Annotated in this window: 19 protein-coding genes and 1 riboswitch; of the genes, 9 read left to right on the top strand and 10 right to left on the bottom strand. The window is 75.7% G+C overall.

Translation table 11 applies throughout. The features are described 5' to 3' along the window. Positions 1–900, bottom strand: a complete 900-nt coding sequence (locus IE329_RS17840) for an alpha/beta fold hydrolase (RefSeq protein WP_190211886.1) — start codon at positions 898–900, stop codon at positions 1–3. Between the two features lie 321 nt (positions 901–1,221). Here IE329_RS17840 and IE329_RS17845 point away from each other — a divergent pair, with 321 nt between their 5' ends. The 3 genes from IE329_RS17845 (at position 1,222) to IE329_RS17855 (ending at position 4,723) form a co-directional block, all read left to right on the top strand. Then, positions 1,222–1,665 (top strand): helix-turn-helix transcriptional regulator, encoded by a 444-nt coding sequence (locus IE329_RS17845; RefSeq protein WP_190211887.1) that lies wholly within the window; start codon positions 1,222–1,224, stop codon positions 1,663–1,665. 10 nt (positions 1,666–1,675) lie between these two features. Next, entirely contained in the window at positions 1,676–2,086 is a 411-nt protein-coding gene (locus tag IE329_RS17850; protein ID WP_190211888.1) for a VOC family protein, read from the top strand. Positions 2,087–2,317: 231 nt separating this feature from the next. Then, positions 2,318–4,723, top strand: coding sequence for an ATP-binding cassette domain-containing protein (locus IE329_RS17855; protein WP_190211889.1), 2,406 nt, complete (start codon positions 2,318–2,320; stop codon positions 4,721–4,723). A 142-nt stretch (positions 4,724–4,865) separates the two neighbouring features. On the opposite strand, the gene metE is transcribed toward IE329_RS17855, so the two are convergent. After that, positions 4,866–7,175, bottom strand: a complete 2,310-nt coding sequence (metE, locus tag IE329_RS17860; protein ID WP_190211890.1) for a 5-methyltetrahydropteroyltriglutamate--homocysteine S-methyltransferase — start codon at positions 7,173–7,175, stop codon at positions 4,866–4,868. 165 nt (positions 7,176–7,340) lie between these two features. Then, positions 7,341–7,561, bottom strand: a riboswitch (cobalamin riboswitch). Between the two features lie 146 nt (positions 7,562–7,707). Then, positions 7,708–8,565: a dimethylargininase gene (ddaH, locus tag IE329_RS17865; protein WP_190211891.1), complete on the bottom strand. Its 858-nt coding sequence runs from the start codon at positions 8,563–8,565 to the stop codon at positions 7,708–7,710. Positions 8,566–9,041: 476 nt separating this feature from the next. On the opposite strand from ddaH, the gene dhbA reads away from it, so the two are divergent. From dhbA to IE329_RS17895, 6 genes are all read left to right on the top strand, one after another. Next, positions 9,042–9,791 carry a 2,3-dihydro-2,3-dihydroxybenzoate dehydrogenase gene (dhbA, locus tag IE329_RS17870; protein ID WP_229927534.1) on the top strand — a complete coding sequence of 250 codons (750 nt, stop codon included), beginning with the start codon at positions 9,042–9,044 and terminating at the stop codon, positions 9,789–9,791. A gap of 109 nt (positions 9,792–9,900) precedes the next feature. Beyond that, positions 9,901–11,088 carry an isochorismate synthase gene (locus IE329_RS17875; protein WP_190211892.1) on the top strand — a complete coding sequence of 396 codons (1,188 nt, stop codon included), beginning with the start codon at positions 9,901–9,903 and terminating at the stop codon, positions 11,086–11,088. Next, a complete protein-coding gene (locus IE329_RS17880; RefSeq protein ID WP_190211893.1) occupies positions 11,085–12,677 on the top strand; it encodes a (2,3-dihydroxybenzoyl)adenylate synthase in 1,593 nt (530 codons plus the stop codon). Before IE329_RS17875 ends, IE329_RS17880 begins: the two co-directional genes overlap by 4 nt. Positions 12,678–12,691: 14 nt before the next feature. After that, positions 12,692–13,324, top strand: coding sequence for an isochorismatase family protein (locus IE329_RS17885; RefSeq protein ID WP_190211894.1), 633 nt, complete (start codon positions 12,692–12,694; stop codon positions 13,322–13,324). Then, complete coding sequence (locus IE329_RS17890) at positions 13,321–14,133, top strand: ABC transporter ATP-binding protein (RefSeq protein ID WP_229927535.1); 813 nt, start codon at positions 13,321–13,323, stop codon at positions 14,131–14,133. The genes IE329_RS17885 and IE329_RS17890 overlap by 4 nt, the downstream gene beginning before the upstream one ends. Beyond that, positions 14,130–14,636: a GNAT family N-acetyltransferase gene (locus IE329_RS17895; protein WP_229927536.1), complete on the top strand. Its 507-nt coding sequence runs from the start codon at positions 14,130–14,132 to the stop codon at positions 14,634–14,636. The genes IE329_RS17890 and IE329_RS17895 overlap by 4 nt, the downstream gene beginning before the upstream one ends. 92 nt (positions 14,637–14,728) lie before the next feature. On the opposite strand, the gene IE329_RS17900 is transcribed toward IE329_RS17895, so the two are convergent. From IE329_RS17900 to IE329_RS17930, 7 genes are all read right to left on the bottom strand, one after another. Beyond that, complete coding sequence (locus IE329_RS17900; RefSeq protein WP_308438385.1) at positions 14,729–15,844, bottom strand: FecCD family ABC transporter permease; 1,116 nt, start codon at positions 15,842–15,844, stop codon at positions 14,729–14,731. Next, positions 15,841–16,923, bottom strand: a complete 1,083-nt coding sequence (locus IE329_RS17905; RefSeq protein ID WP_190211895.1) for a FecCD family ABC transporter permease — start codon at positions 16,921–16,923, stop codon at positions 15,841–15,843. The genes IE329_RS17900 and IE329_RS17905 overlap by 4 nt, the downstream gene beginning before the upstream one ends. Continuing rightward, positions 16,920–17,750 carry a siderophore-interacting protein gene (locus tag IE329_RS17910; protein WP_229927537.1) on the bottom strand — a complete coding sequence of 277 codons (831 nt, stop codon included), beginning with the start codon at positions 17,748–17,750 and terminating at the stop codon, positions 16,920–16,922. The genes IE329_RS17905 and IE329_RS17910 overlap by 4 nt, the downstream gene beginning before the upstream one ends. 110 nt (positions 17,751–17,860) lie before the next feature. Further along, positions 17,861–19,606 (bottom strand): ABC transporter ATP-binding protein, encoded by a 1,746-nt coding sequence (locus IE329_RS17915; protein WP_190211896.1) that lies wholly within the window; start codon positions 19,604–19,606, stop codon positions 17,861–17,863. Further along, on the bottom strand, positions 19,599–21,434 hold the full coding sequence (locus tag IE329_RS17920) for an ABC transporter ATP-binding protein (protein ID WP_190211897.1): 1,836 nt from the start codon (positions 21,432–21,434) through the stop codon (positions 19,599–19,601). Before IE329_RS17920 ends, IE329_RS17915 begins: the two co-directional genes overlap by 8 nt. 110 nt (positions 21,435–21,544) lie before the next feature. Continuing rightward, on the bottom strand, positions 21,545–21,769 hold the full coding sequence (locus IE329_RS17925) for an MbtH family protein (RefSeq protein ID WP_073922912.1): 225 nt from the start codon (positions 21,767–21,769) through the stop codon (positions 21,545–21,547). An 82-nt stretch (positions 21,770–21,851) separates the two neighbouring features. Beyond that, on the bottom strand, positions 21,852–22,222 hold a 371-nt coding region (locus IE329_RS17930), incomplete at its 5' end, for a phosphopantetheine-binding protein (protein WP_190211898.1).

Genomic DNA, 22,222 nt, shown 5'->3' on the forward strand with positions numbered 1-22,222 from the left:
TCACGCCCGGCCGAAGTGCTCGCGCGCCACCGCCGCGACCAGCTCGGGGTGCTCCTCGGGCAGCAGATGGCGGCCGGGCACCACCCGGACGGTCAGCGACCCGGTGAACTCCTGCGCGCCGAGCAGTGGTTGCGGGCGCACCACCGGGTCCCGGTCGCCGAGCAGCAGCAGGGTCGGCACCGTCAGCCGCTGCTCGCGGAACCGGCCACCGGCCAGCGCCGGAATGTCGTGCAGGACGAACTGCCACAGCACCTGCTCTCCGGCCCGGGCGCGGTGCGGCGCCCGGCAGGCCTGCGCGAACTCCCGCACGGCACTCTCCTCCACCCCGGCGGACCGGCCGGCCCAGTACCGCAGCATGGCGCGGGTGAGACCGGGCCAGTGCCGCAGCACCCGCCGTCCGACCCCGGGATACTCCCAGAGCGCGGTGTACCAGTACCGCCAGGCGTACAGCGGCAGCCCGAACCGGCGCGTCGGCCAGGGATGCGCACTGTTCACCGCGAGGAAGGCGCCGAACCGCTCCGGCGCCGCCAGGCAGAGCCGGAACCCCAGCCACCCGCCCGACTGGTGCCCCACCAGCCGGACCCGCTCCAGCCCGAGCGCGTCCAGCACCCCCAGCACGTCCTCCACCAGGCCGGCACTGTCGTACCCGCTCCCCGGGGCGTCGGACCAGCCGCACCCCCGCAGGTCGATCGCGAACACCCGGTGGTCACGGGCCAGTCCGGGCATCACCCGCCGCCAGGCGAACCAGTGCTGGGGAAACCCGTGCAGCAGCAGCACGGGCTCCCCCGCCCCGGCCTCCGCGACGTGGAACCGCACCCCGCGCACGGTGACGAAGCGGTGGGTGACGCCCTCGACGAGCGGGAGGGGACGGTCCGACGGGCTCCGGCCCGGGCCGCTCACCACGCCTCCCCCGCCCTGCCCCGGACGGCCGTCCGGGCGCCGTCCCCGGCAAGGCGCCCGGACGGCCGAACCGGCCGCCCCTCCTGTCCCCTGCGGCCGACGGCCGCGGCTCGAACCCTCATCGCTTCCCCTCCGTGCGATCCGGTGCGATCACTCCCGACAAGGAAGAGGCGCCGGGCCCCCGGATCACTCCTGTGACCCGCGTCACAGGCGCCGGCGGCCCGTACTCCCCGACCGGGCCGGGCGGCCCGGCCGGGCACCGCCGCACGGGGCCGGCCGAGCAGCGGACGGCCGGCCCCGCCCTGTGGCACGATCGCTGGGGTGAGCACCAAGGGCGCCGCGGCGCAGCACCTGAGCGACCTCGCGCGGCTGCGCCGGGTCCGTGACCGGATCGACCGGGAGTACGCCCAGCCGCTGGACGTCGAGGCGCTGGCCCGGGGCGCGAACATGTCGGCCGGGCACCTCAGCCGGGCGTTCCGGCTCGCCTACGGCGAATCGCCGTACAGCTACCTCATGACGCGGCGGATCGAGCGGGCGATGACCCTGCTGCGGCGCGGCGACCTCAGCGTCACCGACGTCTGCTTCGCGGTCGGCTGCTCCTCGCTCGGCACCTTCAGCACCCGCTTCACCGAGCTGGTCGGCATGCCCCCCAGCACCTACCGGAAGCTGGCCGCGGACGCCACCGAGGGGATCCCGTCCTGCGTCGCCAAGCAGGTGACCAGACCGGTCAGGAATCAAGAAGCGCGGCCCCCGGCCCGCGATTAGCGTGATCGTCATGGACCTCACCATTCACTGGACCTTCCTCCCGCACAACGACCCGGAGGCCTCGCTGGCCTTCTACCGGGACAGCCTCGGCTTCGAGGTGCGCAACGACGTCGGCTACGGCGGGATGCGCTGGCTCACGGTCGGGCCGGCCGGCATGCCCGGCACGTCCATCGTCCTGGAGCCGCCGGCCGCGGACCCGGGCGTCACCGACGAGGAGCGCCGCACCGTCACCGAGATGATGGCCAAGGGCAGCTACGCCCGCATCGTCCTGGCGACCGCCGACCTCGACGCCACCTTCGACCGGCTGAAGGCGGCCGGCGCCGAGGTCGTCCAGGAGCCGACCGAGCAGCCGTACGGGGTACGGGACTGCGCCTTCCGCGACCCCGCGGGCAACCTCGTCCGGATCAACGAGGCGGGCTGAGCCCTCCGGCCACCCGATGCCCGGCGCGGGGCGCCCGGGCAACCGGTACGGCGCGCCCCGGGCCGCCGGTGACGCGAACCGGCCCGCCCGCCGGGGCGAGGTGGATACCTTGGTCCCCGCGCCGGGAACGGCCCCCTCCGGCGCGAGGGCCGCACGCCCGCGGGCCGGCCGGAGCGCGCCGGGCGACGTCGGCGGAGCCCGTCCAGGGGCCCGCCCGAGAGAGGGAGACAGATGAGCAAGGCCACCAGGACGGCCGCGCGGCCGGCCGAGCCGCACGCCGCCGACAGCCACGACCTGATCCGGGTGCACGGCGCGCGGGTGAACAACCTCAAGGACGTCAGCGTCGAGATCCCCAAGCGCCGGCTGACGGTGTTCACCGGCGTGTCCGGCTCGGGCAAGAGCTCCCTGGTGTTCAACACGATCGCCGCCGAGTCGCAGCGGCTGATCAACGAGACCTACAGCGCCTTCGTGCAGGGCTTCATGCCGACCCTGTCGCGGCCCGAGGTCGACGTCCTCGACGGGCTGACCACCGTGATCACCGTCGACCAGCAGCGGCTGGGCGCGGACCCGCGCTCCACGGTCGGCACCGCCACCGACGCCAACGCCATGCTGCGGATCCTCTTCAGCCGGCTGGGGAAGCCGCACATCGGCCCGCCCGGCGCGTACGCCTTCAACGTCCCGTCCGTCCGGGCCAGCGGGGCGATCACGGTCGAGCGCGGCGCCAGGAAGACGGTGAAGGCGACCTTCAACCGCACCGGCGGCATGTGCGACCGCTGCGAGGGCCGGGGCGCGGTCTCCGACATCGACCTCACCCAGCTCTACGACGACTCCAAGTCGCTGGCCGAGGGCGCGTTCACCATCCCCGGCTGGAAGTCGGACAGCTTCTGGACGGTGCGGGTCTACGCCGAGTCGGGCTTCCTCGACCCGGACAAGCCGATCCGCAGGTTCACCAAGAAGGAGATGCACGACTTCCTCTACCGGGAGCCGACCAAGGTGAAGGTCGAGGGGGTGAACCTCACCTACGAGGGGCTGATCCCCAAGATCCAGAAGTCGTTCCTGGCCAAGGACAAGGAGGCCCTGCAGCCGCACATCCGGGCCTTCGTGGAGCGGGCGGTCACCTTCACCACCTGCCCCGCGTGCGACGGCACCCGGCTGAGCGAGGGCGCCCGGTCCTCGAAGATCGGGCGGATCAGCATCGCCGACGCCTGCGCGATGCAGATCAGCGACCTGGCCGGCTGGGTCCGCGGGCTCGACGAGCCCTCGGTGGCTCCGCTGCTCGACGCCCTGCAGCAGAGCCTGGACGCCTTCGGCGAGATCGGGCTGGGCTACCTCTCGCTGGACCGGCCGTCGGGGACGCTGTCGGGCGGCGAGGCGCAGCGGGTCAAGATGATCCGCCACCTCGGCTCCTCGCTCACCGACATCACCTACGTCTTCGACGAGCCCACCATCGGCCTGCACCCCCACGACATCCAGCGGATGAACGACCTGCTGCTGCGCCTGCGGGACAAGGGCAACACGGTGCTGGTCGTGGAGCACAAGCCGGAGACGATCGCCATCGCCGACCACATCGTCGACCTCGGCCCCGGCGCCGGTTCGGGGGGCGGCACCGTCTGCTTCGAGGGCACCGTCGAAGGGCTGCGGGCCGGCGGCACCGTCACCGGCCGCCACTTCGACGACCGCGCCGCCGTCAAGGAGTCGGTGCGCAGGCCGACCGGCGCGCTGGAGATCCGCGGCGCGACCGCGAACAACCTGCGCGACGTCGACGTCGACATCCCGCTCGGGGTGCTCGCGGTGGTCACGGGGGTGGCCGGCTCCGGCAAGAGCTCGCTGGTGCACGGGTCGCTGGTGAAGGGCCCGGCGGCGGCCGGGCAGGGGGTGGTGTCGATCGACCAGAGCGCCATCCGCGGCTCGCGGCGGAGCAACCCGGCGACGTACACCGGGCTGCTCGACCCGATCCGCAAGGCCTTCGCGAAGGCCAACGGCGTGAAGCCGGCGCTGTTCTCGGCCAACTCCGAGGGGGCCTGCCCGACCTGCAACGGCGCGGGCGTGGTCTACACCGACCTGGCGATGATGGCCGGCGTGGCCAGCGTCTGCGAGGAGTGCGAGGGCAAGCGGTTCGAGGCCTCGGTGCTCGACCACCACCTGGGCGGCCGCGACATCAGCGAGGTGCTGGCGATGTCGGTGACCGAGGCCGAGGAGTTCTTCGGCGCGGGCGAGGCGCACACCCCGGCGGCCCACCGCATCCTCGAACGGCTCGCCGACGTCGGGCTCGGCTACCTCAGCCTCGGCCAGCCGCTCACCACGCTGTCCGGCGGCGAGCGGCAGCGGCTCAAGCTGGCCACCCACATGGGCGAGAAGGGCGGTGTGTACGTGCTCGACGAGCCGACCACCGGGCTGCACCTCGCCGACGTCGAACAGCTGCTCGGCCTGCTCGACCGGCTGGTCGACTCCGGCAAGTCGGTGGTCGTCGTCGAGCACCACCAGGCGGTGATGGCGCACGCCGACTGGATCATCGACCTGGGGCCCGGCGCGGGCCACGACGGCGGCCGGGTCGTCTTCGAGGGCACCCCCGCCGACCTGGTCGCCGCGCGCTCCACCCTCACCGGCGAGCACCTCGCGGCGTACGTGGGCGGCTGACCCGGGACGGCCCGGTCGCGGGGCGCCCGCGCGCAGGCCGCGCGGCGGGGCCGCCGCGGCGCCCGCCCCCCGAGGGGGACGGGCGTCGCGCGCGGGCCGGGGCCGGCCGGCCGTGGGCGTCGGGCCGGCCCCGGCCCTCCCGTCAGCCGGCCAGCTCCGCCCGCACCAGGCGGGCCGCCTCCACCAGGTGGTCGAGCGAGGCCCGGGTCTCGGCCCAGCCCCGGGTCTTCAGACCGCAGTCCGGGTTGACCCAGAGGCGCTCGGCGGGGATGGCGGCGAGCCCCTCGCGCAACAGGGCCACCGCCTCCCCGGTGCTCGGCACCCGAGGGGAGTGGATGTCGTAGACGCCCGGGCCGACCTCGCGCGGGTAACCGGCCGCGGCCAGTTCGTGCGCCACCCGCATGTGCGAGCGGGCCGCCTCCAGGCTGATCACGTCCGCGTCGAGCTCCTCGATCGCGGTCATGATCTCGCCGAACTCCGCGTAGCACATGTGGGTGTGCACCTGGGTGTCCGCCCGGACCCCGGAGGTGGTCAGCCGGAAGGCCTCGGTGGCCCAGGCCAGGTACCCGGGGCGGCCGGCGGCCCGCAGCGGGAGGGTCTCGCGCAGGGCCGGCTCGTCGACCTGGACGACGGCCGCGCCGGCCGCCTCCAGGTCGGTGACCTCGTCGCGCAGGGCGAGGGCGACCTGGCGGGCGGTCTCGGCGAGCGGCTGGTCGTCGCGGACGAAGGACCAGGCGAGCATGGTGACCGGGCCGGTGAGCATGCCCTTGACCGGCCGGTCGGTCAGGTCCTGGGCGTAGCGGAACCAGTCCACCGTCATCGGGCGGGGACGGGAGACGTCGCCCGCCAGCACGGGCGGACGGACGTACCGGGTGCCGTAGGACTGCACCCAGCCGTGCCGGGTGGCGAGGTAGCCGGTCAGCTGCTCGGCGAAGTACTGGACCATGTCGTTGCGTTCGGGCTCGCCGTGCACCAGGACGTCCAGGCCCGCCTTCTCCTGGTAGGCGATCACCTCGCGGACCTCGGCGGCCATCCGCTCCCGGTAGCCGGCCGGGTCGAGGCGGCCGGCCCGCAGGCCGGCGCGGGCGGCGCGCAGTTCGGTGGTCTGCGGGAAGGAGCCGATGGTGGTGGTCGGCAGCAACGGCAGCTTCAGCCGGGCCTGCTGGGCCCGGGCGCGGTCGGGATAGGCCTGGGGCCGCCGGGCGTCCTCGGCCGTGGTGGCGGCGGCCCGGGCCCGGACGGCCGGGTCGTGGGTGAGGGCGGAGGCCGCCCGGGAGGCCAGGTCGGCCCGGTTCGCGGCGAGTTCGGCGCCGATCGCGGGGGTGCCCTCGCGCAGGCCGCGGGCGAGGGTGGTGATCTCGGCGGTCTTCTGCCGGGCGAAGGCGAGCCAGCGGGCGATCTGCGGGTCCAGGTCGCGTTCGCGGGTGGCGTCGAGCGGGACGTGCAGCAGCGAGCAGGACGGTGCCACGTCGACCTGCCCGGCCAGGCCGAGCAGGGTGGCCAGGGTCGCCAGCGACTTCTCCAGGTCGTTGATCCAGATGTTGCGGCCGTCCACCACTCCCGCGACCAGGCGCTTGCCGGGCAGGCCGCCGACGGCGGCCAGGTCGTCGAGGTTGCCCGCGGCGGGGCCGGTGAAGTCCAGGCCGAGGCCTTCGACCGGGGCCTTCGCCAGCACCGGCAGGGCCGCGCCGGCCCGGTCGAAGTAGGTCGCGACCAGGATCCTGGGCCGGCCGGTGAGGGCGCCGAGGTCGCGGTAGGCCCGGGCGGCGGCGTTCAGTTCGGCCGGGGTGCGGTCCTGGACGAGGGCGGGCTCGTCCAGTTGCACCCAGTCGGCGCCGGCGGCGCGCAGGCCGGCCAGGAGTTCGGCGTAGACCGGCAGCAGCCGGTCCAGCAGGGTGAGCGGCTGGAAGCCGGGGTCGACGCCGGGCGCGGGCTTGGCGAGCAGCAGGTAGGTCAGTGGGCCGACCAGGACGGGGCGGGCCCGGTGGCCGAGCGCCAGCGCCTCGCGCAGTTCGCCGACCGGCTTGGCCGGGTTCGCGGCGAACACCGTGTCCGGGCCCAACTCGGGTACCAGGTAGTGGTAGTTGGTGTCGAACCACTTGGTCATCTCCAGCGGCGCCACGTCCTGGGTGCCGCGGGCCATGGCGAAGTACCCGTCCAGCGGGTCGGCGTCCACGGCGGCGCGGTGCCGGGCCGGGATCGCACCGACCGCCACCGTGGTGTCGAGCACGTGGTCGTACAAGGAGAAGTCCCCGGTGGGGACTTCGGTGACGCCGGCGTCGGCGAGCCGGCGCCAGGTGTCGCGGCGCAGGCCGGCTGCGGTGGCGTGCAGGCCGTCGGCGGTGACCCGGCCGGCCCAGTAGCCCTCGACGGCCTTCTTCAGCTCCCGGTCCGGGCCCTGACGGGGGCTGCCGTGGACGGTGGCCTGCGGGGTGGTGGAACTCGGTGACACGGAACTCTCCTTCGCGAGTCGCGCTGCGATCCCGGGAGAGCACGTGCGCGCGAAGGTACGACAGCGGGGGCGCGGCACGCAGAGGTGCCCGCCCGCTCCACCGACCCACCCCCGGCCTTCGGCCGGGCGGTACCCACCCACGAGGTCACCGAGATCACCGCGTGCGGTCGCACGCGGGCAGTGGCAGGTCTTCGGACTCGCGAGCACGCCGGGCCTGATGGCCCGGCACCTACTGGCCGTCGCTTCCCGGGCCGCCTGGGCCCAGTGCGTTGTGACGGCGGTCGTTCCCACTCACCGCTGCGGGGCAGTCCCGGATTCCCACCGGGTTCCCTCTTGCGACGCGCCTGCCTGGCCGGCAGGGCGAACCGACTGCAGGCCACAGCCTAGGCCCACCGGCGCCCCGGCGGCGGAATTCGTCCGCATGCCGGATGTCGCGGTGGGACGCGGGGGCCGGGCGCCGGGGCGGCACGGGTGCCCGGGCCGGCCCGGCGGACCGGTGCGCGCGGCACCGGTCCCCCCGCGCGGGCGACGGCTACGGACGCAGCTCCAGCGTGCAGCACTTGACGCTGCCTCCGGCGCGCAGCAGCTCCGTCAGGTCGACGCCGACCGGCTCGAAGCCGCGCTCGCGGAGTTTGCGGTGGAGCCCGACGGCGGCCTCCGGCAGCAGCACGTGGCGGCCGTCGGAGAGCGCGTTGAGGCCGAAGACCTCGGCGTCCTCGGCGGTGGCGAGGACGGCGTCGGGGAAGAGCTCGCGCAGGACGGCCCGGCTGCCGGGGCTGAACGCCTCCGGGTAGTACATGACCTCGTCGTCGGAGAGCACCGCCAGGGCGGTGTCCAGGTGGTAGAACCTCGGGTCCACCAGCGTCAGGCCGATCACCGGCAGGCCGAAGAACTCCTGGGCCTCGGCGTGCGCGCGGGGGTCGGTGCGGAAGCCGCTGCCGGCCAGGATCCTGCGGCCGACGGCCAGCAGGTCGCCCTCGCCCTCGTTGATGTGCTCGGGCCAGTACACGTCCCGGTAGCCGCGGGCGGTGAACCAGTCCAGGTAGGCCGGGCCCTCGGCGGTGCGCTCGACGTGGCGGAACCGCGCCCCGAACACCCGGCCGTCGACCACGGTGGCGCCGTTGGCCGCGAAGACCATGTCGGGCAGGCCCGGCAGCGGCTCGATCACCTCGACGGTGTGGCCGAGCGAGAGGTAGAGGTCGCGCAGGGAGGTCCACTGGGCGAGCGCCAGGCCGCCGTCGACCGGCTTGGCCGGGTCCATCCACGGATTGATCGAGTACGTCACGTCGAAGTGGCGGGGCGCGCACATCAGGAAGCGGCGGGGGGTGGCCACCCGGGCCTCCCGGAGCGGGGCGGCGGCCGCCGAGCTGATGGTGTCCGTGGCGGGCATGGAGGTCCTCCGGTGGGGATGCGGATCTGCTGCGGCGCGGGATCGCCACGGCGCAGCACCCCGGGCCGGCGGGATTGCCTTGGCCCGGGCGGGAATTGGGCGACGGGCCGGACGGCCGGTCAGGGCGGCCGCGGATCCGCGGGGGAGCCGCGCGGCGCCCGCGGACCGCGGGACGAAGAGGCGCCCCCGGGACCACTCAACCCGATGTGGTTAGGCTAACCTTACTCCAGCACTTCGCGTGCGCGTTCGGCCGACCTGCACCTCGACCCACCCGGAGAGCCCACCATGCCGCCCACCGCCGGCCGTGTCGCCGCCACGGCGACCCCTCAGCACCCCAGCGGCCGACCAGCGAACCCCGGCCCGGCGGGCGCCGCCGGACCCGCCGCCGGACCGACCACCGCAGAGGCACCCGCAGAGAGCACCGGGCGGGCCACCGGACAGACCGCCGGACCGACCGTCAGAACGGAGGCCTGACCGTGGCCGACCCCACCACCGAGTTCGCCGGCCGCGTCGCCCTGGTCACCGGCGCGGCCCGGGGCATCGGCGCCGCCGTCGCCCGGATGCTGGCCGAACGCGGGGCCGAGGTGATCGCCTCGGACCTCGACGCCCCGGACGGCTCCGTCCACCGGCTCGACGTCACCGACGGCGCGGCCGTCGAGGCCCTGGTCGAGCGGATCGAGCGCGAGCACGGCCCGATCGACCTCCTGGTGAACGTGGCCGGCGTGCTGACCGCCGCCCCCGTGCTGGAGACCACCGACGAGAACTGGGCCCGCACCTTCGCCGTCAACACCACCGGGGTCTTCCACACCTGCCGTGCCGTCGGCCGCCGGATGGCCGGACGCGGGCGCGGCAGCATCGTCACCGTCGGCTCCAACGCGGCCGGCGTGCCCCGCACCAACATGGCCGCCTACGCCGCCTCCAAGGCCGCGACCACCATGTTCGTCCGCTGTCTCGGACTCGAACTCGCCCGCTCCGGCGTCCGCTGCAACCTGGTCTCGCCCGGCTCCACCGACACCGGCATGCAACGCGCCCTGTGGACGGACGACGACGCCGAACAGCGCGTCATCGACGGCGACCCGGCCAGCTACCGGGTGGGCATCCCGCTCGGCCGGATCGCCGCGCCCGAGGACGTCGCCGAGGCCGTCGCCTTCCTGGCCGGCGACCGCGCCCGGCACATCACCATGCACGACCTGTACGTCGACGGCGGCGCGACGCTGCGGGCCTGAGCCCGCACCGGCCCGTGACCCTCGCGCCCACCCGCCGGCCGGCCCCGCCCGCCCACCGATCCGAGTCCCAGCGTCCCGGTGCCCGCACGCACCGGCAGAACGGAGCACCATGACCACGGCTTTCCAGGCCCAGGACGCCCCCTCGGCGGCGTTGCCCGCGGGCGGCACGCTGCTGGCCGCCTACCGGCCGGGGCCGGCGAGGGCGTTCTTCGCCGGCCCCTCCGGCACCCTGCTGGCCGAGGGCCTGCGCCGGGCCGTCCCCGACCCGGCCTCGGCCGGACGCCTGCTGGCCGAGGCCCGCACCGCACGGGAGGACAACCCCGTCGTGGTCGGGGCGATACCGTTCGCCCCCGGCCGGGACGCCGAACTCTTCATCCCCGCCGGGGTGCGCCGGGCCGGCCCGGTCCGCGAGAGCCCGCTGCCCCGCCCGCCGCTCGCCCCGGCCGCCGGGCGGGCCTGGAGCCAGCGGCCGGTGCCCGCCCCGGAGGCGTACCGCACGGCCGTCGCCGAGGCGGTGCGGCTGATGAACGAGGACCGCGACCTGTCCAAGGTCGTGCTGGCCCGCACCCTGGAACTCACCGCGCCCGGCGGCGCCGACCTCACCACCATGCTGCACCGCCTGATCCACCGCGACCCGGACGGCTACACCTTCGCGGTGCCGGCCGGCGGCGCCGCCACCCTGGTCGGCGCCAGCCCCGAACTGCTGCTCTCCCGGCGCGGCCGCTCGGTGGTCTCCAACCCGCTGGCCGGCTCGGCCGCCCGCAGCGCCGACCCGGTCGAGGACATGCGGCGGGCCGCCGAACTGGCCGAGTCCCCCAAGGACCTCGCCGAGCACGCCTTCGTGGTGGACGCCGTCCGGCGGGCGCTGGAGCCCCACTGCGACGACCTGGTGGTCCCCGCGCGGCCCTCGGTGATCCGCACCGCCGCCATGTGGCACCTGTCCACCACCGTCACCGGCACCCTGCGCGACACCGGCACCAGCGCGCTCGACCTGGCCCTGGCCCTGCACCCCACCCCGGCCGTCTGCGGGACGCCCACCGACCGGGCCCGCGAACTGATCGGCGCCCTGGAGCCCTTCGACCGCGGCCTCTACACCGGCGTGGTCGGCTGGGGCGACGCGGCGGGCGACGGCGAGTGGGTGGTCACCCTGCGCTGCGCCGAGGCCGAGGGGGAGCGCCTGCGGCTGTTCGCCGGCGCGGGTGTGGTCGCCGCCTCCGTCCCGGAGGAGGAACTCGCCGAGACCGGCGCCAAGTTCCGCACCTTCCTGCACGCCGTCGGACTGGAGGACGCCAAGTGACGCTGTGGCCCGAGGAATTCGCCGACCGCTACCGGGCGGCCGGGCACTGGACCGGCGAGACGCTGGACACCGTGATCCGCCGGCACGCCGGCACCCACCCCGGCCGGATCGCCGTCACCGACGGCGACCGGCACTGGAGCTACGCCGAACTCGACCGCCGCGCCGACGCGCTGGCCGCCGGCCTGCTCGCCCGGGGCCTGCGCAAGGGCGACCGGGTGGTGCTCCAGCTGCCCAACGTCGCCGAGTTCTTCGAGGTCTTCTTCGGCGCGCTGCGGGCCGGCGTGGTGCCGGTGATGGCCCTGCCCGCGCACCGCCGGGCCGAGATCTCGTACTTCTGCGAGTTCGCCGAGGCCCGGGCGCTGATCGTGGCGGACCGCCACGCCGGCTTCGACCACCGCGAACTCGCCCTGGAGGTCACCCGGGCGGTGCCGGCCCTCGGCGAGGTCATCGTGCTCGGCGACCCCGGCCCCTTCACCCCGCTGGAGGAGCTGCGGCAGGCCGGGTCCACCCCGCCGGCCGACCCGCCCACCGCCGACGGCCTGGCCTTCCTGCAGCTCTCCGGCGGCAGCACCGGCCTGCCCAAGCTGATCCCCCGCAGCCACGACGACTACCTGTACAGCGTGCGGGAGTCGGCCGTGATCTGCGGGCTGACGCCGCGGTCGGTCTACCTGTGCGCGCTGCCCGCCGCCCACAACTTCCCGCTCAGCTCCCCCGGCACCCTGGGCACCTTCCACGCCGGCGGCCGGGTGGTGCTCGCCCCCGACCCGAGCCCGGCCACCGCGCTCGCCCTGATCGAGCGCGAGCGGGTCACCCTCACCGGCCTGGTGCCGCCGCTGGCCCTGGCCTGGGCCCAGGCCGCGCCGGCGGCCGGCCGCGACCTGTCCAGCCTGGAGCTCCTCCAGGTCGGCGGCGCCAAGCTGAGCGAGGAGGCGGCCCGCCGGCTCGGCCCCGCCCTCGGCTGCCGGCTCCAGCAGGTCTTCGGCATGGCCGAGGGGCTGGTCAACTACACCCGGGCCGACGACCCGGAGGAGACCGTGCTGACCACCCAGGGCCGGCCGATCTCCCCCGACGACGAGGTCAGGATCGTCGACGACGAGGACCAGGACCTGCCCGAGGGCGCCACCGGCCACCTGCTGACCCGCGGCCCGTACACCGTCCGCGGCTACTGGCGGGCCCCCGAGCACAACGCCGTGGCCTTCACCGCCGACGGCTTCTACCGCACCGGGGACGTGGTCCGCCGCACCCCGACCGGCCACCTGGTGGTCGAGGGCCGGGCCAAGGACCAGATCAACCGCGGCGGCGAGAAGGTGGCCGCCGAGGAGGTCGAGAACGTCCTGCTGCGCCACCCGGCCGTGCACGACGTGTCGGTGGTGGCCACCCCGGACGAGTACCTCGGCGAACGCAGCTGCGCGTACGTGATCCTGCGCCCGGGCGCCGGGCGGCCCCGCCCGGCCGACCTGAAATCCTTCGTCCGGGCCGGCGGGCTCGCCGACTACAAGGTCCCCGACCGCGTCGAGTTCGTCACCGCCTTCCCCCAGACCGGCATCGGCAAGGTCAGCAAGAAGGACCTCCGCTCCGCCCCGCGCTAGAGAGACCCCGTCACATGGCCCTCCCCACCATCGCCCCCTACGAGCTGCCCGGCCCCGGCCTGTACCCCGCGCCCAAGGTGCCGTGGCAGGTCGACCCCGCGCGGGCCGCCGTGCTCGTCCACGACCTGCAGAACTACTTCCTCGGCGCGTTCCCCGCCGCCGGGCCGCCGCTCGCCCCCGCGCTGGCCAACGCCGCCCGGGTGCTGGCGCACGCCCGCGCGCACGGCATGCCCGTCCTCTACTCGCACCAGCGCGGCGGCCAGACGCCCGCCCAGCGCGGCCTCCAGCTGGACTTCTGGGGCCCCGGCCTGCCCGCCGACGAGCACGCCCAGGGCGTCCCCGCGATCGTCGCCCCGGCGGCCGGCGACACCATGGTGCTGAAGTGGAAGTACAGCGCCTTCGCCCGCACCGAGCTGGCCGGGCTGCTCGCCGCGGCCGGCCGCGACCAGCTGGTCGTGGTCGGCGTGTACGCCCACATCGGCGTCCTGATGACCGCCTGCGACGCCTGGTCCCGCGACATCCAGGCCTTCGTGGTCGCCGACGCGGTCGCCGACTTCTCGGCCGAGAAGCACCTCGAAGCACTGCGCTGGGCCGCCGAGAAGTGCGCCGTCGTCCTCACCACCGACCAGCTCCTGGAGACGAAGTGACCACGCCACCGGGGCGGTTGTACGCCGATGACGTCACCCTGAAGTACGGTGACCGGGCCATCGCCACCGAGCTGTCCATCGGCGTGCCGGACGGCTCGTTCACCGTGATCGTCGGGCCCAACGCCTGCGGCAAGTCGACCCTGCTACGGGCCTTCGCCCGGCTGCTGAAGCCCGCCGCCGGCCGGGTGCTGCTGGACGGCGAGCAGATCGGCGCGCTGCCCGCGAAGGAACTCGCCCGCCGGCTGGGCCTGCTGCCGCAGAGCTCCACCGCGCCGGACGGGATCACCGTGGCCGACCTGGTCGCCCGCGGCCGCTACCCCCACCAGGGGCTGTTCCGGCAGTGGTCCCGCGAGGACGACCGGGTGGTCGCCGAGTCGATGGCGGCCACCGACGTGACCGGCCTGGCCGGCCGCTTCGTCGACGAGCTCTCCGGCGGCCAGCGCCAGCGCGTCTGGCTGGCCATGGCGATCGCCCAGCAGACCCCGCTGCTGCTGCTCGACGAGCCGACCACCTTCCTCGACATCGCCCACCAGGTCGAGGTGCTCGACCTGTGCGCCCGGCTGCACCTGGAGCAGGGCCGCACCCTGGTCGCCGTGCTGCACGACCTCAACCAGGCCACCCGCTACGCGACCCACCTGATCGCCATGCGGGACGGCGCCGTGGTCGCCGAGGGCGCGCCGTCCCGGATCGTCACCGCCGAGCTGGTCGAGCGGGTCTTCGACCTGCCCTGCCAGGTCATCGAGGACCCGCAGACCGGCACCCCGCTGGTGGTGCCGATGGCACCCGGGCACCGGGCCGCCGTCCGGTGAGAGGGACCCTGCGCCCGGCCCCGGTCCGCACCGCGACCGGGGCGGACGCCGAGGCCCTGTACGCGCTCTCGGCGCCGTTCATGCGAAGCGGCGCGCTGCGCCCGCGCACGGTGGCGGACTACCGCCGGCCCGGGGAGCGCTTCCTGGTGGTGCCCGGTGCGGGCCCCGGCGGCGGCCCGGACGGCTCCCTGGACGGCTGCGTCGCGCTGCGGGCGCTGCCGGCCGAGCCGGGGCACCCGGCGGCCGGCCTGCTGCACAACTTCTGCGTCCGCGAAGGCCGCCAGGGCGCCGGCCTCGGCTCCCGGCTGCTGGCGGCCCTGCTCGCGGAGGCCGCCCGGTGCGGCCTGCGCACGCTCGTCACGGCCAGCACCGGCGACGGCGCGCTGTTCCTGCGCGGCGGCTTCCGGGAGATCCCGGTGGCGCTGGCCCCGCGGGGCTGGGCGGCCGGACTGGACCCGTCCCGCGGCTCCCGGGTCTTCGCCCTGGCCCTCGCGGAGGGCTGAGGACCCGGCCCGCGCGAAGGCCCCGCCCCCGGAGGACGTCCGGGGGCGGGGCCTTCGTGCGGCGCGGCGCGGTACCGCCCGCCGGGGAGGCCTCAGGCCCGGTCGCCCCGCCACCGGCGGACGATCAGCCAGATCAGGAAGCACCCGCCGACCGCGCCGGTGAGCACCCCCACCGGCAGCTGGGTCGGGGCCAGCAGCCGCTGCGCCGCCAGGTCGCTGAGCGCCAGCAGCAGGGCGCCGGTCAGCGCCGACCCGAGCAGGTTGGGCCCGGTGGCCCGGGTCAGCCGCCGGACGGCCTGCGGGGCGATCAGCGCGACGAACGGGATCGGCCCGGCGGCGGCGGTGGCGGCCGCGGTGAGCCCGACGCCGATCAGCACCAGGCGGATCCGCACCCCCTCGGTGCGCACCCCGAGCGAGGACGCGACGTCGTCGCCCATCTCCAGCATCCGCAGCGGCCGGCCGAGCAGCAGCGCCGCGGGCAGCAGCAGGGCCAGCGCGACGGCCATCGGGCCGCAGTGCTCCCAGCCCCGGGCGTTGAGGCTGCCGGTGAGCCAGACCGCGGCGCTCTGCGCGTCGCTGAACGACGCCCGGGCGATCAGGTAGGCGTTCAGCGAGGCCAGCAGCGAGCTGACGCCGATGCCGACCAGGACGAGCCGGTAGCCCTGGGTGCCACCGCGCCGGGCCAGCAGGTACACCAGCACCGAGGTGAGCAGGCCGCCGGCCACCGCGCCGCCCGCGACGGCCGCGGCGCCGCCGCCGACGACCAGGATGACGGCCAGCGCGCCGGTGGCCGAGCCGACCGTGAAGCCGATCACGTCCGGGCTGCCGAGCGGGTTGCGGGCCAGCGTCTGGAAGAGAGAGCCGGCCAGGCCGAGGGCGGCCCCCACCAGCAGGGCGGTCAGCAGCCTGGGCAGCCTGACCTCCATCACCACGTACCGGTCGGCGCGGGCGCCGCCGCCGGTGAGGACGTCGACGACGTCGGCGACCGGCAGCGGGTAGTCGCCGGCGGTCAGGGCCCCGGTGACGGCCCCGAGCAGGGCCAGCACCAGCAGGCCGCCGACCAGGGTGGCCCGCGGGTGCCAGCGCAGCGACCCGCCGGCAGGCAGCCGGACGGCGCGCAGCGGCACCGGCGCGAGGCCGGGCCCCGGGCCGGCGGGCGGCGACGTGGGCAGGGTGGCGGACGGGTCGACCGCGGTGGGGCCGTTCACAGTTGGGCGATCCTCCGGCCGCGCACGAGGGCGATGAAGAGCGGGGCGCCGATGAAGGCGGTGACGACGCCGACCTGGAGTTCGGCCGGGTGCAGCGCGAGCCGGCCGATGATGTCCGACCCGAGCAGCAGGACGGGGGCGAGCACCGCCGACAGCAGCATGATCCAGCGCTGGTCCGGCCCGCAGACGTGGCGGGCCAGGTGCGGGACGGCGAGGCCGACGAAGGCGATCGGGCCGACCGCCGCGGTGGCCGCGCCGCACAGCAGGGTGACGGCGAGCAGGCTGAACAGCCTGGTCCGGGTCGGGTTGGCGCCGAGCGCGTGCCCGGCGTCGTCGCCGAGCGCGAGCGCGTTCAGCGGGCGGCCCAGCAACAGCGCGAGCAGTCCGCCGGCCGCCAGGAAGGGCAGCACCTGGCCGAGCACCGCGGAGTCCACCCCGGCCAACGTGCCGACCTGCCAGAACCGGAACCGGTTCAGGGTCAGCGGGTCGAGCAGGATCAGCCCGTTGACGAAGGCGGTGAGCACGGCGGTGACGGCGGTGCCGGCCAGCGCCAGGCGGGCCGGGGTGGCCGAGGCCCGCCCGCCCCCGCCGAGGATCTGCACCACCAGCGCGGCGACGGCGGCGCCCGCGAGCGCGAACCAGACGAAGGAGCCGAAGGTGCGCAGGTCGAGCAGGGCCGTCCCGGCGGCGACGGCGGCGGCCGCGCCGCCGTTGACGCCGAGCAGGCCGGGGTCGGCCAGCGGGTTGCGGGTGAGGGCCTGCATCATGGCGCCGGCGATGCCGAGGGCGGCGCCCACCGCGATGCCGAGCAGGGTGCGCGGGATCCGCGCGTGGTGCACCACGATCCAGTCCTCGGAGGCGGGTTCACGGTGCAGCAGGACGTGCAGGACCTGACCGGGCGGGATGTAGCGGGCGCCGACGGCGATGCCCGCGAGGGCGAGCACGGCGAGCAGGACCAGCGCCCCGGACAGCCAGGCGAGCCGCCGGGCCGTGCCGGTCCGGCCGGGCGTCGCCGGCGCGGGGCCGGGGACGGAGCCGGGGCCGGAGGGTGCCGGCTTCGCCAGGGTCCCGGCGGTCATGCGTGCTCGTGGTGGTCGTCCTCGTGGTGGTCGTGGTTGGCGACCCCGCGCTTCCAGTAGCCGTCCACGTCGACCTGGTCCTTGCCCAGGCCGCGCTCGCCCCTCAGGTGACGGCGGATCGGCTTGAGCGTGTTGGCCTCGCCGGCGATCCAGGCGAAGCCGGTGCCGGGCGGGAACTCGGCCGCCCGGATGGCGCGTTCGAGCAGGTCACCGGTGCCGGACGGGTTGTCGCCGCGGTGCAGCCAGGTGAGCGTCAGGTCGGTGGCGGTGGTCAGCTGCTGCTCGTCCTGCGGCCCGGACACCTCGACGAAGGCCAGCACCTTGACCCCGGCGGGCAGCATCTCCAGCCAGCGGGCGAGGGCGGGCAGCGCGGTCTCCTCGGCCGCGAGCAGGTACCAGTCGTGGACGAAGGGGATCTCCTCGGAGCCGCGCGGGCCGAAGACGCCCAGCCGCATGCCCGGTTCGGCGGCCGCGGCCCAGCCGGAGCCGACCCCGGTGCCGTGCAGGACCATGTCGATGTCGAGTTCCCGCTCGGCCCGGCGGTAGTGCCGGATCGTGTAGTCGCGGGTGACGGGCTCGACCGGGGCGTCCATCCAGGTGTCGTTCTCGACGACCGGCTCGACCGGCAGTTCGGCACCCGGCTCGGGGAAGCAGAGCTTCACGTGGTCGGTCGGCGCCTGCTCGCAGAAGCCCTCCAGCGCCTCGCCGCCGAAGGTGACCCGCACGGTGCCGGGGGTCACCCGCCGGACCCGCTTGACCTCCAGCAGACGGTACTTGAGCGGATGACGGACGATCCGCATACGCGGTGGGGCCGTGTCGGTGTTCATCGTGTCGCCCAATCCGGTGGGTGGTGTGCGCGCAGGCCCGGACGGCTCCGTGCCGCCGTCCCGGCAGGGCCGGTCCGGCGGCACGGAGCAGTCCTGCGGTTTAGGTTAGCCTAACCTGCACGCTGGGGACCAGTCAGTGTCCCACCGTTCGGGCGCCCACCTGCCGGTTCGTCGGCGAGCAGCCGTCCGCCGTCCAGCCGGACCACCCGGGGCATCCGGGCGATGGTGGCCGGCCGGTGCGCGATCACCACCAGGGTGCAGTCGGCCCGCAGTTCGTCCAGGGCGTGCTCCAGCCGGGCCGCCGTCACCGGGTCGATGTCGGCGGTGGCCTCGTCCAGCACCAGGACGGCCGGGTCGGCGAGCACCGCCCGCACCAGGCCGAGGATCTGCCGCTCGCCGGCCGACAGGTTGCCGCCGCGCTGGCCGACCTCGGCGTCCAGGCCGCCGGGCAGGTCCTCCAGCCAGCCGCGCAGGCCCAGTTGGTCGACGGTCCGGTCGATCCGGGCCCGGTCGGGGGCGCCCTGGACCAGCGCCAGGTTGTCCGCCACGGTGCCCGACACCATCCGCACCTCCTGCGGCACCAGGACGATCCGGCGGCGCAGTTCGGCCTCGGGGAGGTCCGCCAGGTCGGTGCCGGCGAAGGTGACCGCGCCGCCGTCGGGGCGGTAGAGGCCGCAGAGCAGCTTGGACAGCGTGGTCTTGCCCGAGCCGGTCTCCCCCACGACGCCGGTCCGGCTGCCCTCGGGGAAGTCCAGCGAGATGCCGTGCAGGGTCCGGCCGTCGGCGCGGTAGGAGTACGCCACGTCGACGCAGCGCAGGTCGCCGCGGACCGGCAGGCCGGCCGGTCCCGGCGCGGGGGCGTCCTGCGGCCGGGTGGCCGCCAGCAGGTCGAGCAGCCGGGCGAGGCCGGTCCGGGCCGTCTGCACCTCGCCGACCAGCTGGGAGATCTCGGCGAAGGAGTCGAAGAGGTTGCGGCTGGCGACCACGAAGACCACCACCGTGCCGAGGCTGACGCTGTCGTGGTCGACCAGCCGGCCGCCGGCCAGCAGCAGCACCACCAGGGCCGCGCCCTCGATCAGGCTGACCAGGTCGATCCGGTTCTCCACCCGGACGGCCCGCCGGGCGGCGCCCACCGCGTGGGTGTTCTCCCGCTCGAAGCGCCGGGTCCAGCCGGCGAGGCCGCGCGAGGTCTGCAGCGCCTCGCGGGCCGTCAGCGTCTCGGAGAAGGTCGCCGCGACGGTCGCCTCGGCGCCCGCCTTGCCGCCGAAGGCCGCGCCGGCGTCCCGCTGGAACCACCGGGTGACCAGCAGGGTCAGCGGCAGGAAGACGGCCAGCTGCACCAGCAGCAGCAGCCAGGAGTAGCCCGCCAGCATCACCAGGGTGAAGACCAGGGTCGCCGCCGAGGCGACCATGTTGCGCAGGTGCAGCCGGACGAACGCGGCCAGCGCCGCGACCTCGCCGGTGGCCCGGCGCAGCAGCTCGCCGCTGCGGTGGGTCTCCAGGAAGCGCAGCGGCGCGGTCGCCAGGTTCTCCACGGCCTGCTCGCGCAGCGTCCGGACGACCTGTTCGCCGCCCTTGATCAGCAGCAGCTCGCCGACCCGGGCCAGCACCAGCTGGGCCGCCGCGAGCGCCACCAGCAGGGCCACGGCCAGGCCCAGCCCGCCGCGGTCGCCGTCGGCGAGCGAGTCGGCGGCCAGGCCGATCAGCGGGGCGACCGCCACCAGGGCCGCGGAGTCGGCCAGGCCGACGCCGAGGGCCACGGCGAGGCGGCCCCGGTGGGGACGCAGGTACGGCGCGGCGCGGCGCAGTACCGCCCGCTGGTCGGCCTCGTCCTGGAGCAGGGGCTGCTCAGCCACGGGCCACCTCCACGGCGGTCGGGGTCACGGGGTCGGGCCTCTCGGTGGTGCGGGCCGGGGCGCCGGGTGCCGTGGCGGGCCTGGGGGCGACCACCGCCACCCGGTCGGCGGCGTCCAGGACGGCGGAGCGGTGGGTGGCGAAGACGACGGTGCGGCCGGCCGCCCACCGCCTCAGCCCGTCCAGCACCAGCTTCTCGGTGCCGGTGTCCAGGGCGGAGGTCGAGTCGTCGAGCAGCAGGACGCGCGGGTCGCCGAGCAGCGCCCGGGCGATGGCGAGGCGCTGCACCTGGCCCCCGGACAGGGCGGTGCCGCCCTCGCCGAGTTCGGTGTCGTAGCCGTCGGGCATCGCGGCGAGCTGCTCGTGGATGCCGGCGGTGCGGCAGGCCTCGCGCAGCGCCTCGTCGTCCAGGTCGCGGCCGAGCCGGAGGTTGTCGGCGACGGTCCCGGAGAGCAGGACGGGCCGCTGGGCGACGTAGGCGATCCGCGCGCGGACCTCGTCCAGGCGGGCCTCGCGCAGGTCGGTGCCGCCGTAGCGGACGTGGCCCGCGTCCGGGTCGTCCAGCCGGACGCCCAGGCGCAGCAGGGTGCTCTTGCCGGAGCCGGTGGCGCCGCGGAGGGCGACGAACTCGCCGTGCGCCACCTCCAGGTCGAAGGGGCCGAGCACGGTCCGTCCGTCCCGGACGGCGGTGACGCCGGCGAAGGCGAGCGCGCCCTCGGCCGGCAGCGCCTTCGCCCGGCCGGTCTCCGGTTCGGTGACGGTGGGCAGGATGGACAGCGCCTCGTCGATCCGGGCGGCGGCGACGTCGGCCTGGCCGCGCTCCAGCAGCCGGTCGACCAGGACCCGGGTGGCCAGGGTGACGATCGCCATCCAGGAGGTGAAGGCGACCAGCCCGCCGAGGCTGAGCCGGCCGTCCAGCACGGCCAGTCCGCCGACGCCGACGCCGGCGGCGACCGCGAGGCGGGGGACGAACGGGGCGACGGCGGCCCAGCCGGCCTCGATCCGGGCCGCGGTGACGGTCCGCTCGGTGACCTCTGCGCTGGCGCGGTGGTGGCGGTCCACCAGCGGGCGGTGGCCGCCGGTGCCGCGCAGTCCGGTGCCGACCTGGAGCAGGTCGGCGACGGCGTCGGCGCGTTCGCCGTGGACCCGGGCGAGTTCGCCGCTGGCGGCGGCGAAGCGCTTCGGGAAGTACAGGTTCACCCAGACCAGGAACGGCAGGGTGCCCAGGGTGACCAGCAGCAGGCTCAGGTCGAGGACGGCGAGCGCCGGGAGCACCACCACGAAGGTGGTCGCCAGCACCACCCAGACGGCCAGGCCGTGCACCCACTCGCGGACCAGGTCGGTGTCGCGGGTGGCGCGCATGGCGAGGTCGCCGTGGCCCCGGGAGGCGAGCGCGGCGCGGTCGAGCCCCGAGAGGTGGCGCAGCAGCCGCGCGCGCAGGTCGGCGCCGACCTTGGCGTCGGCGAAGCCGGCCCAGTACTGCCAGCCGTAGAGGCCGGCGAACTGGACCAGGGCGGTGACGGCGGTGGCGCCGGACCAGAGCAGCAGCGCCTGGTCGTCGTGCTTCTGGAGGCCCTCGTCGAGCGCCTTCTGGACGCACCAGGGCACCGCGAGCAGGGCCACCTGCCGGATCGCCGCGGCGATCATGGCGGCGGCGACGGTCGCGCGGTGCGGTCGCAGGGAGCCGCGCAGCAGTGCCCGGGCGCGCCGGCGCCGCTCGGGGGAGAGCGCGCCGGGCGCCAGGTCCTCGTCGGCCAGCTGCTCGGCGGTCAGACCGTCAGCGGGTCCGGCGGCGGGGCCGGCGGCGGGGTCGGACTGTGGGGTGCTCACGTCGATCGGTCATCCGTCTGTCGCGGCGGTCGGGTGGGAGCGGGCAGGCCCGAGGGGGCGGCGGCGGCCGGGCCCGGGGGGACGGCCGGGGCCGTCCCCCCGACGGGCGGTCAGGAGGCCACGGCCTCCGTGCGGGCGATCAGGCTCGCCGGGCGCATGTCGGTCCAGTGGGTGTCGACGTACTCGGTGCAGGCCTGGCGGGTGTCCTCGCCGTGCACGGCGGTCCAGCCGGCCGGGATCTCGGCGAAGGCCGGCCAGAGCGAGTGCTGGTTCTCGGCGTTGACCAGCACGAAGTAGCGGGCGTCGTCGTCCTCGAAGGGGTTGGTGGCACTCATGTCGTCTCCTCTGGTGGCTTCTGCGTCGGGTCGGGGGTGGCTGTCGGGAGCCGGGGTCAGGGTCGTTCGGAGCCGGGCCCGGTCAGTCGGAGCACGGCGCCGCCTCGTCGGCCGACTCGCCGAGGGCGGCCCGGACCGTCCGGTCGACCAGGAACTCGGCGAGGGCGGCGACGGTGGGCCGGGCCAGCAGGTCGGCCAGGCACAGGTCGCCCGCGAACGCGGCCCGCAGGTGCTGGAGCAGCGACATCGCGAGCAGCGAGTGTCCGCCGAGCTCGAAGAAGTTCTCGTCGATCCCAAGCGTGGGCAGGCCCAGCACCTCGGCGAACGCGGAGTGCACCACCTTCTCGCTCGGGTACCGCGGGCCGCGCAGCGGTCCTGACGCCGTGAAGTCGGCGGCATCGGGGGCGGGCAGGGCCTTGCGGTCGAGCTTGCCGTTGACGGTGAGCGGCAGTT

The sequence above is a fragment of the Kitasatospora indigofera genome, from assembly GCF_014655955.1.
Classification (GTDB): Bacteria; Actinomycetota; Actinomycetes; order Streptomycetales; family Streptomycetaceae; genus Kitasatospora; species Kitasatospora indigofera.

Excerpts from the sequence above, each read along its gene's own strand:
- IE329_RS17850 (WP_190211888.1), top strand. The coding sequence starts at position 1,676 with ATGGACCTCACCATTCACTGGACCTTCCTCCCGCACAACGACCCGGAG.
- IE329_RS17855 (WP_190211889.1), top strand. The coding sequence starts at position 2,318 with ATGAGCAAGGCCACCAGGACGGCCGCGCGGCCGGCCGAGCCGCACGCC.
- ddaH (WP_190211891.1), bottom strand. The coding sequence starts at position 8,565 with ATGCCCGCCACGGACACCATCAGCTCGGCGGCCGCCGCCCCGCTCCGG.
- IE329_RS17875 (WP_190211892.1), top strand. The coding sequence starts at position 9,901 with ATGACCACGGCTTTCCAGGCCCAGGACGCCCCCTCGGCGGCGTTGCCC.
- IE329_RS17885 (WP_190211894.1), top strand. The coding sequence starts at position 12,692 with ATGGCCCTCCCCACCATCGCCCCCTACGAGCTGCCCGGCCCCGGCCTG.
- IE329_RS17905 (WP_190211895.1), bottom strand. The coding sequence starts at position 16,923 with ATGACCGCCGGGACCCTGGCGAAGCCGGCACCCTCCGGCCCCGGCTCC.
- IE329_RS17910 (WP_229927537.1), bottom strand. The coding sequence starts at position 17,750 with ATGAACACCGACACGGCCCCACCGCGTATGCGGATCGTCCGTCATCCG.
- IE329_RS17925 (WP_073922912.1), bottom strand. The coding sequence starts at position 21,769 with ATGAGTGCCACCAACCCCTTCGAGGACGACGACGCCCGCTACTTCGTG.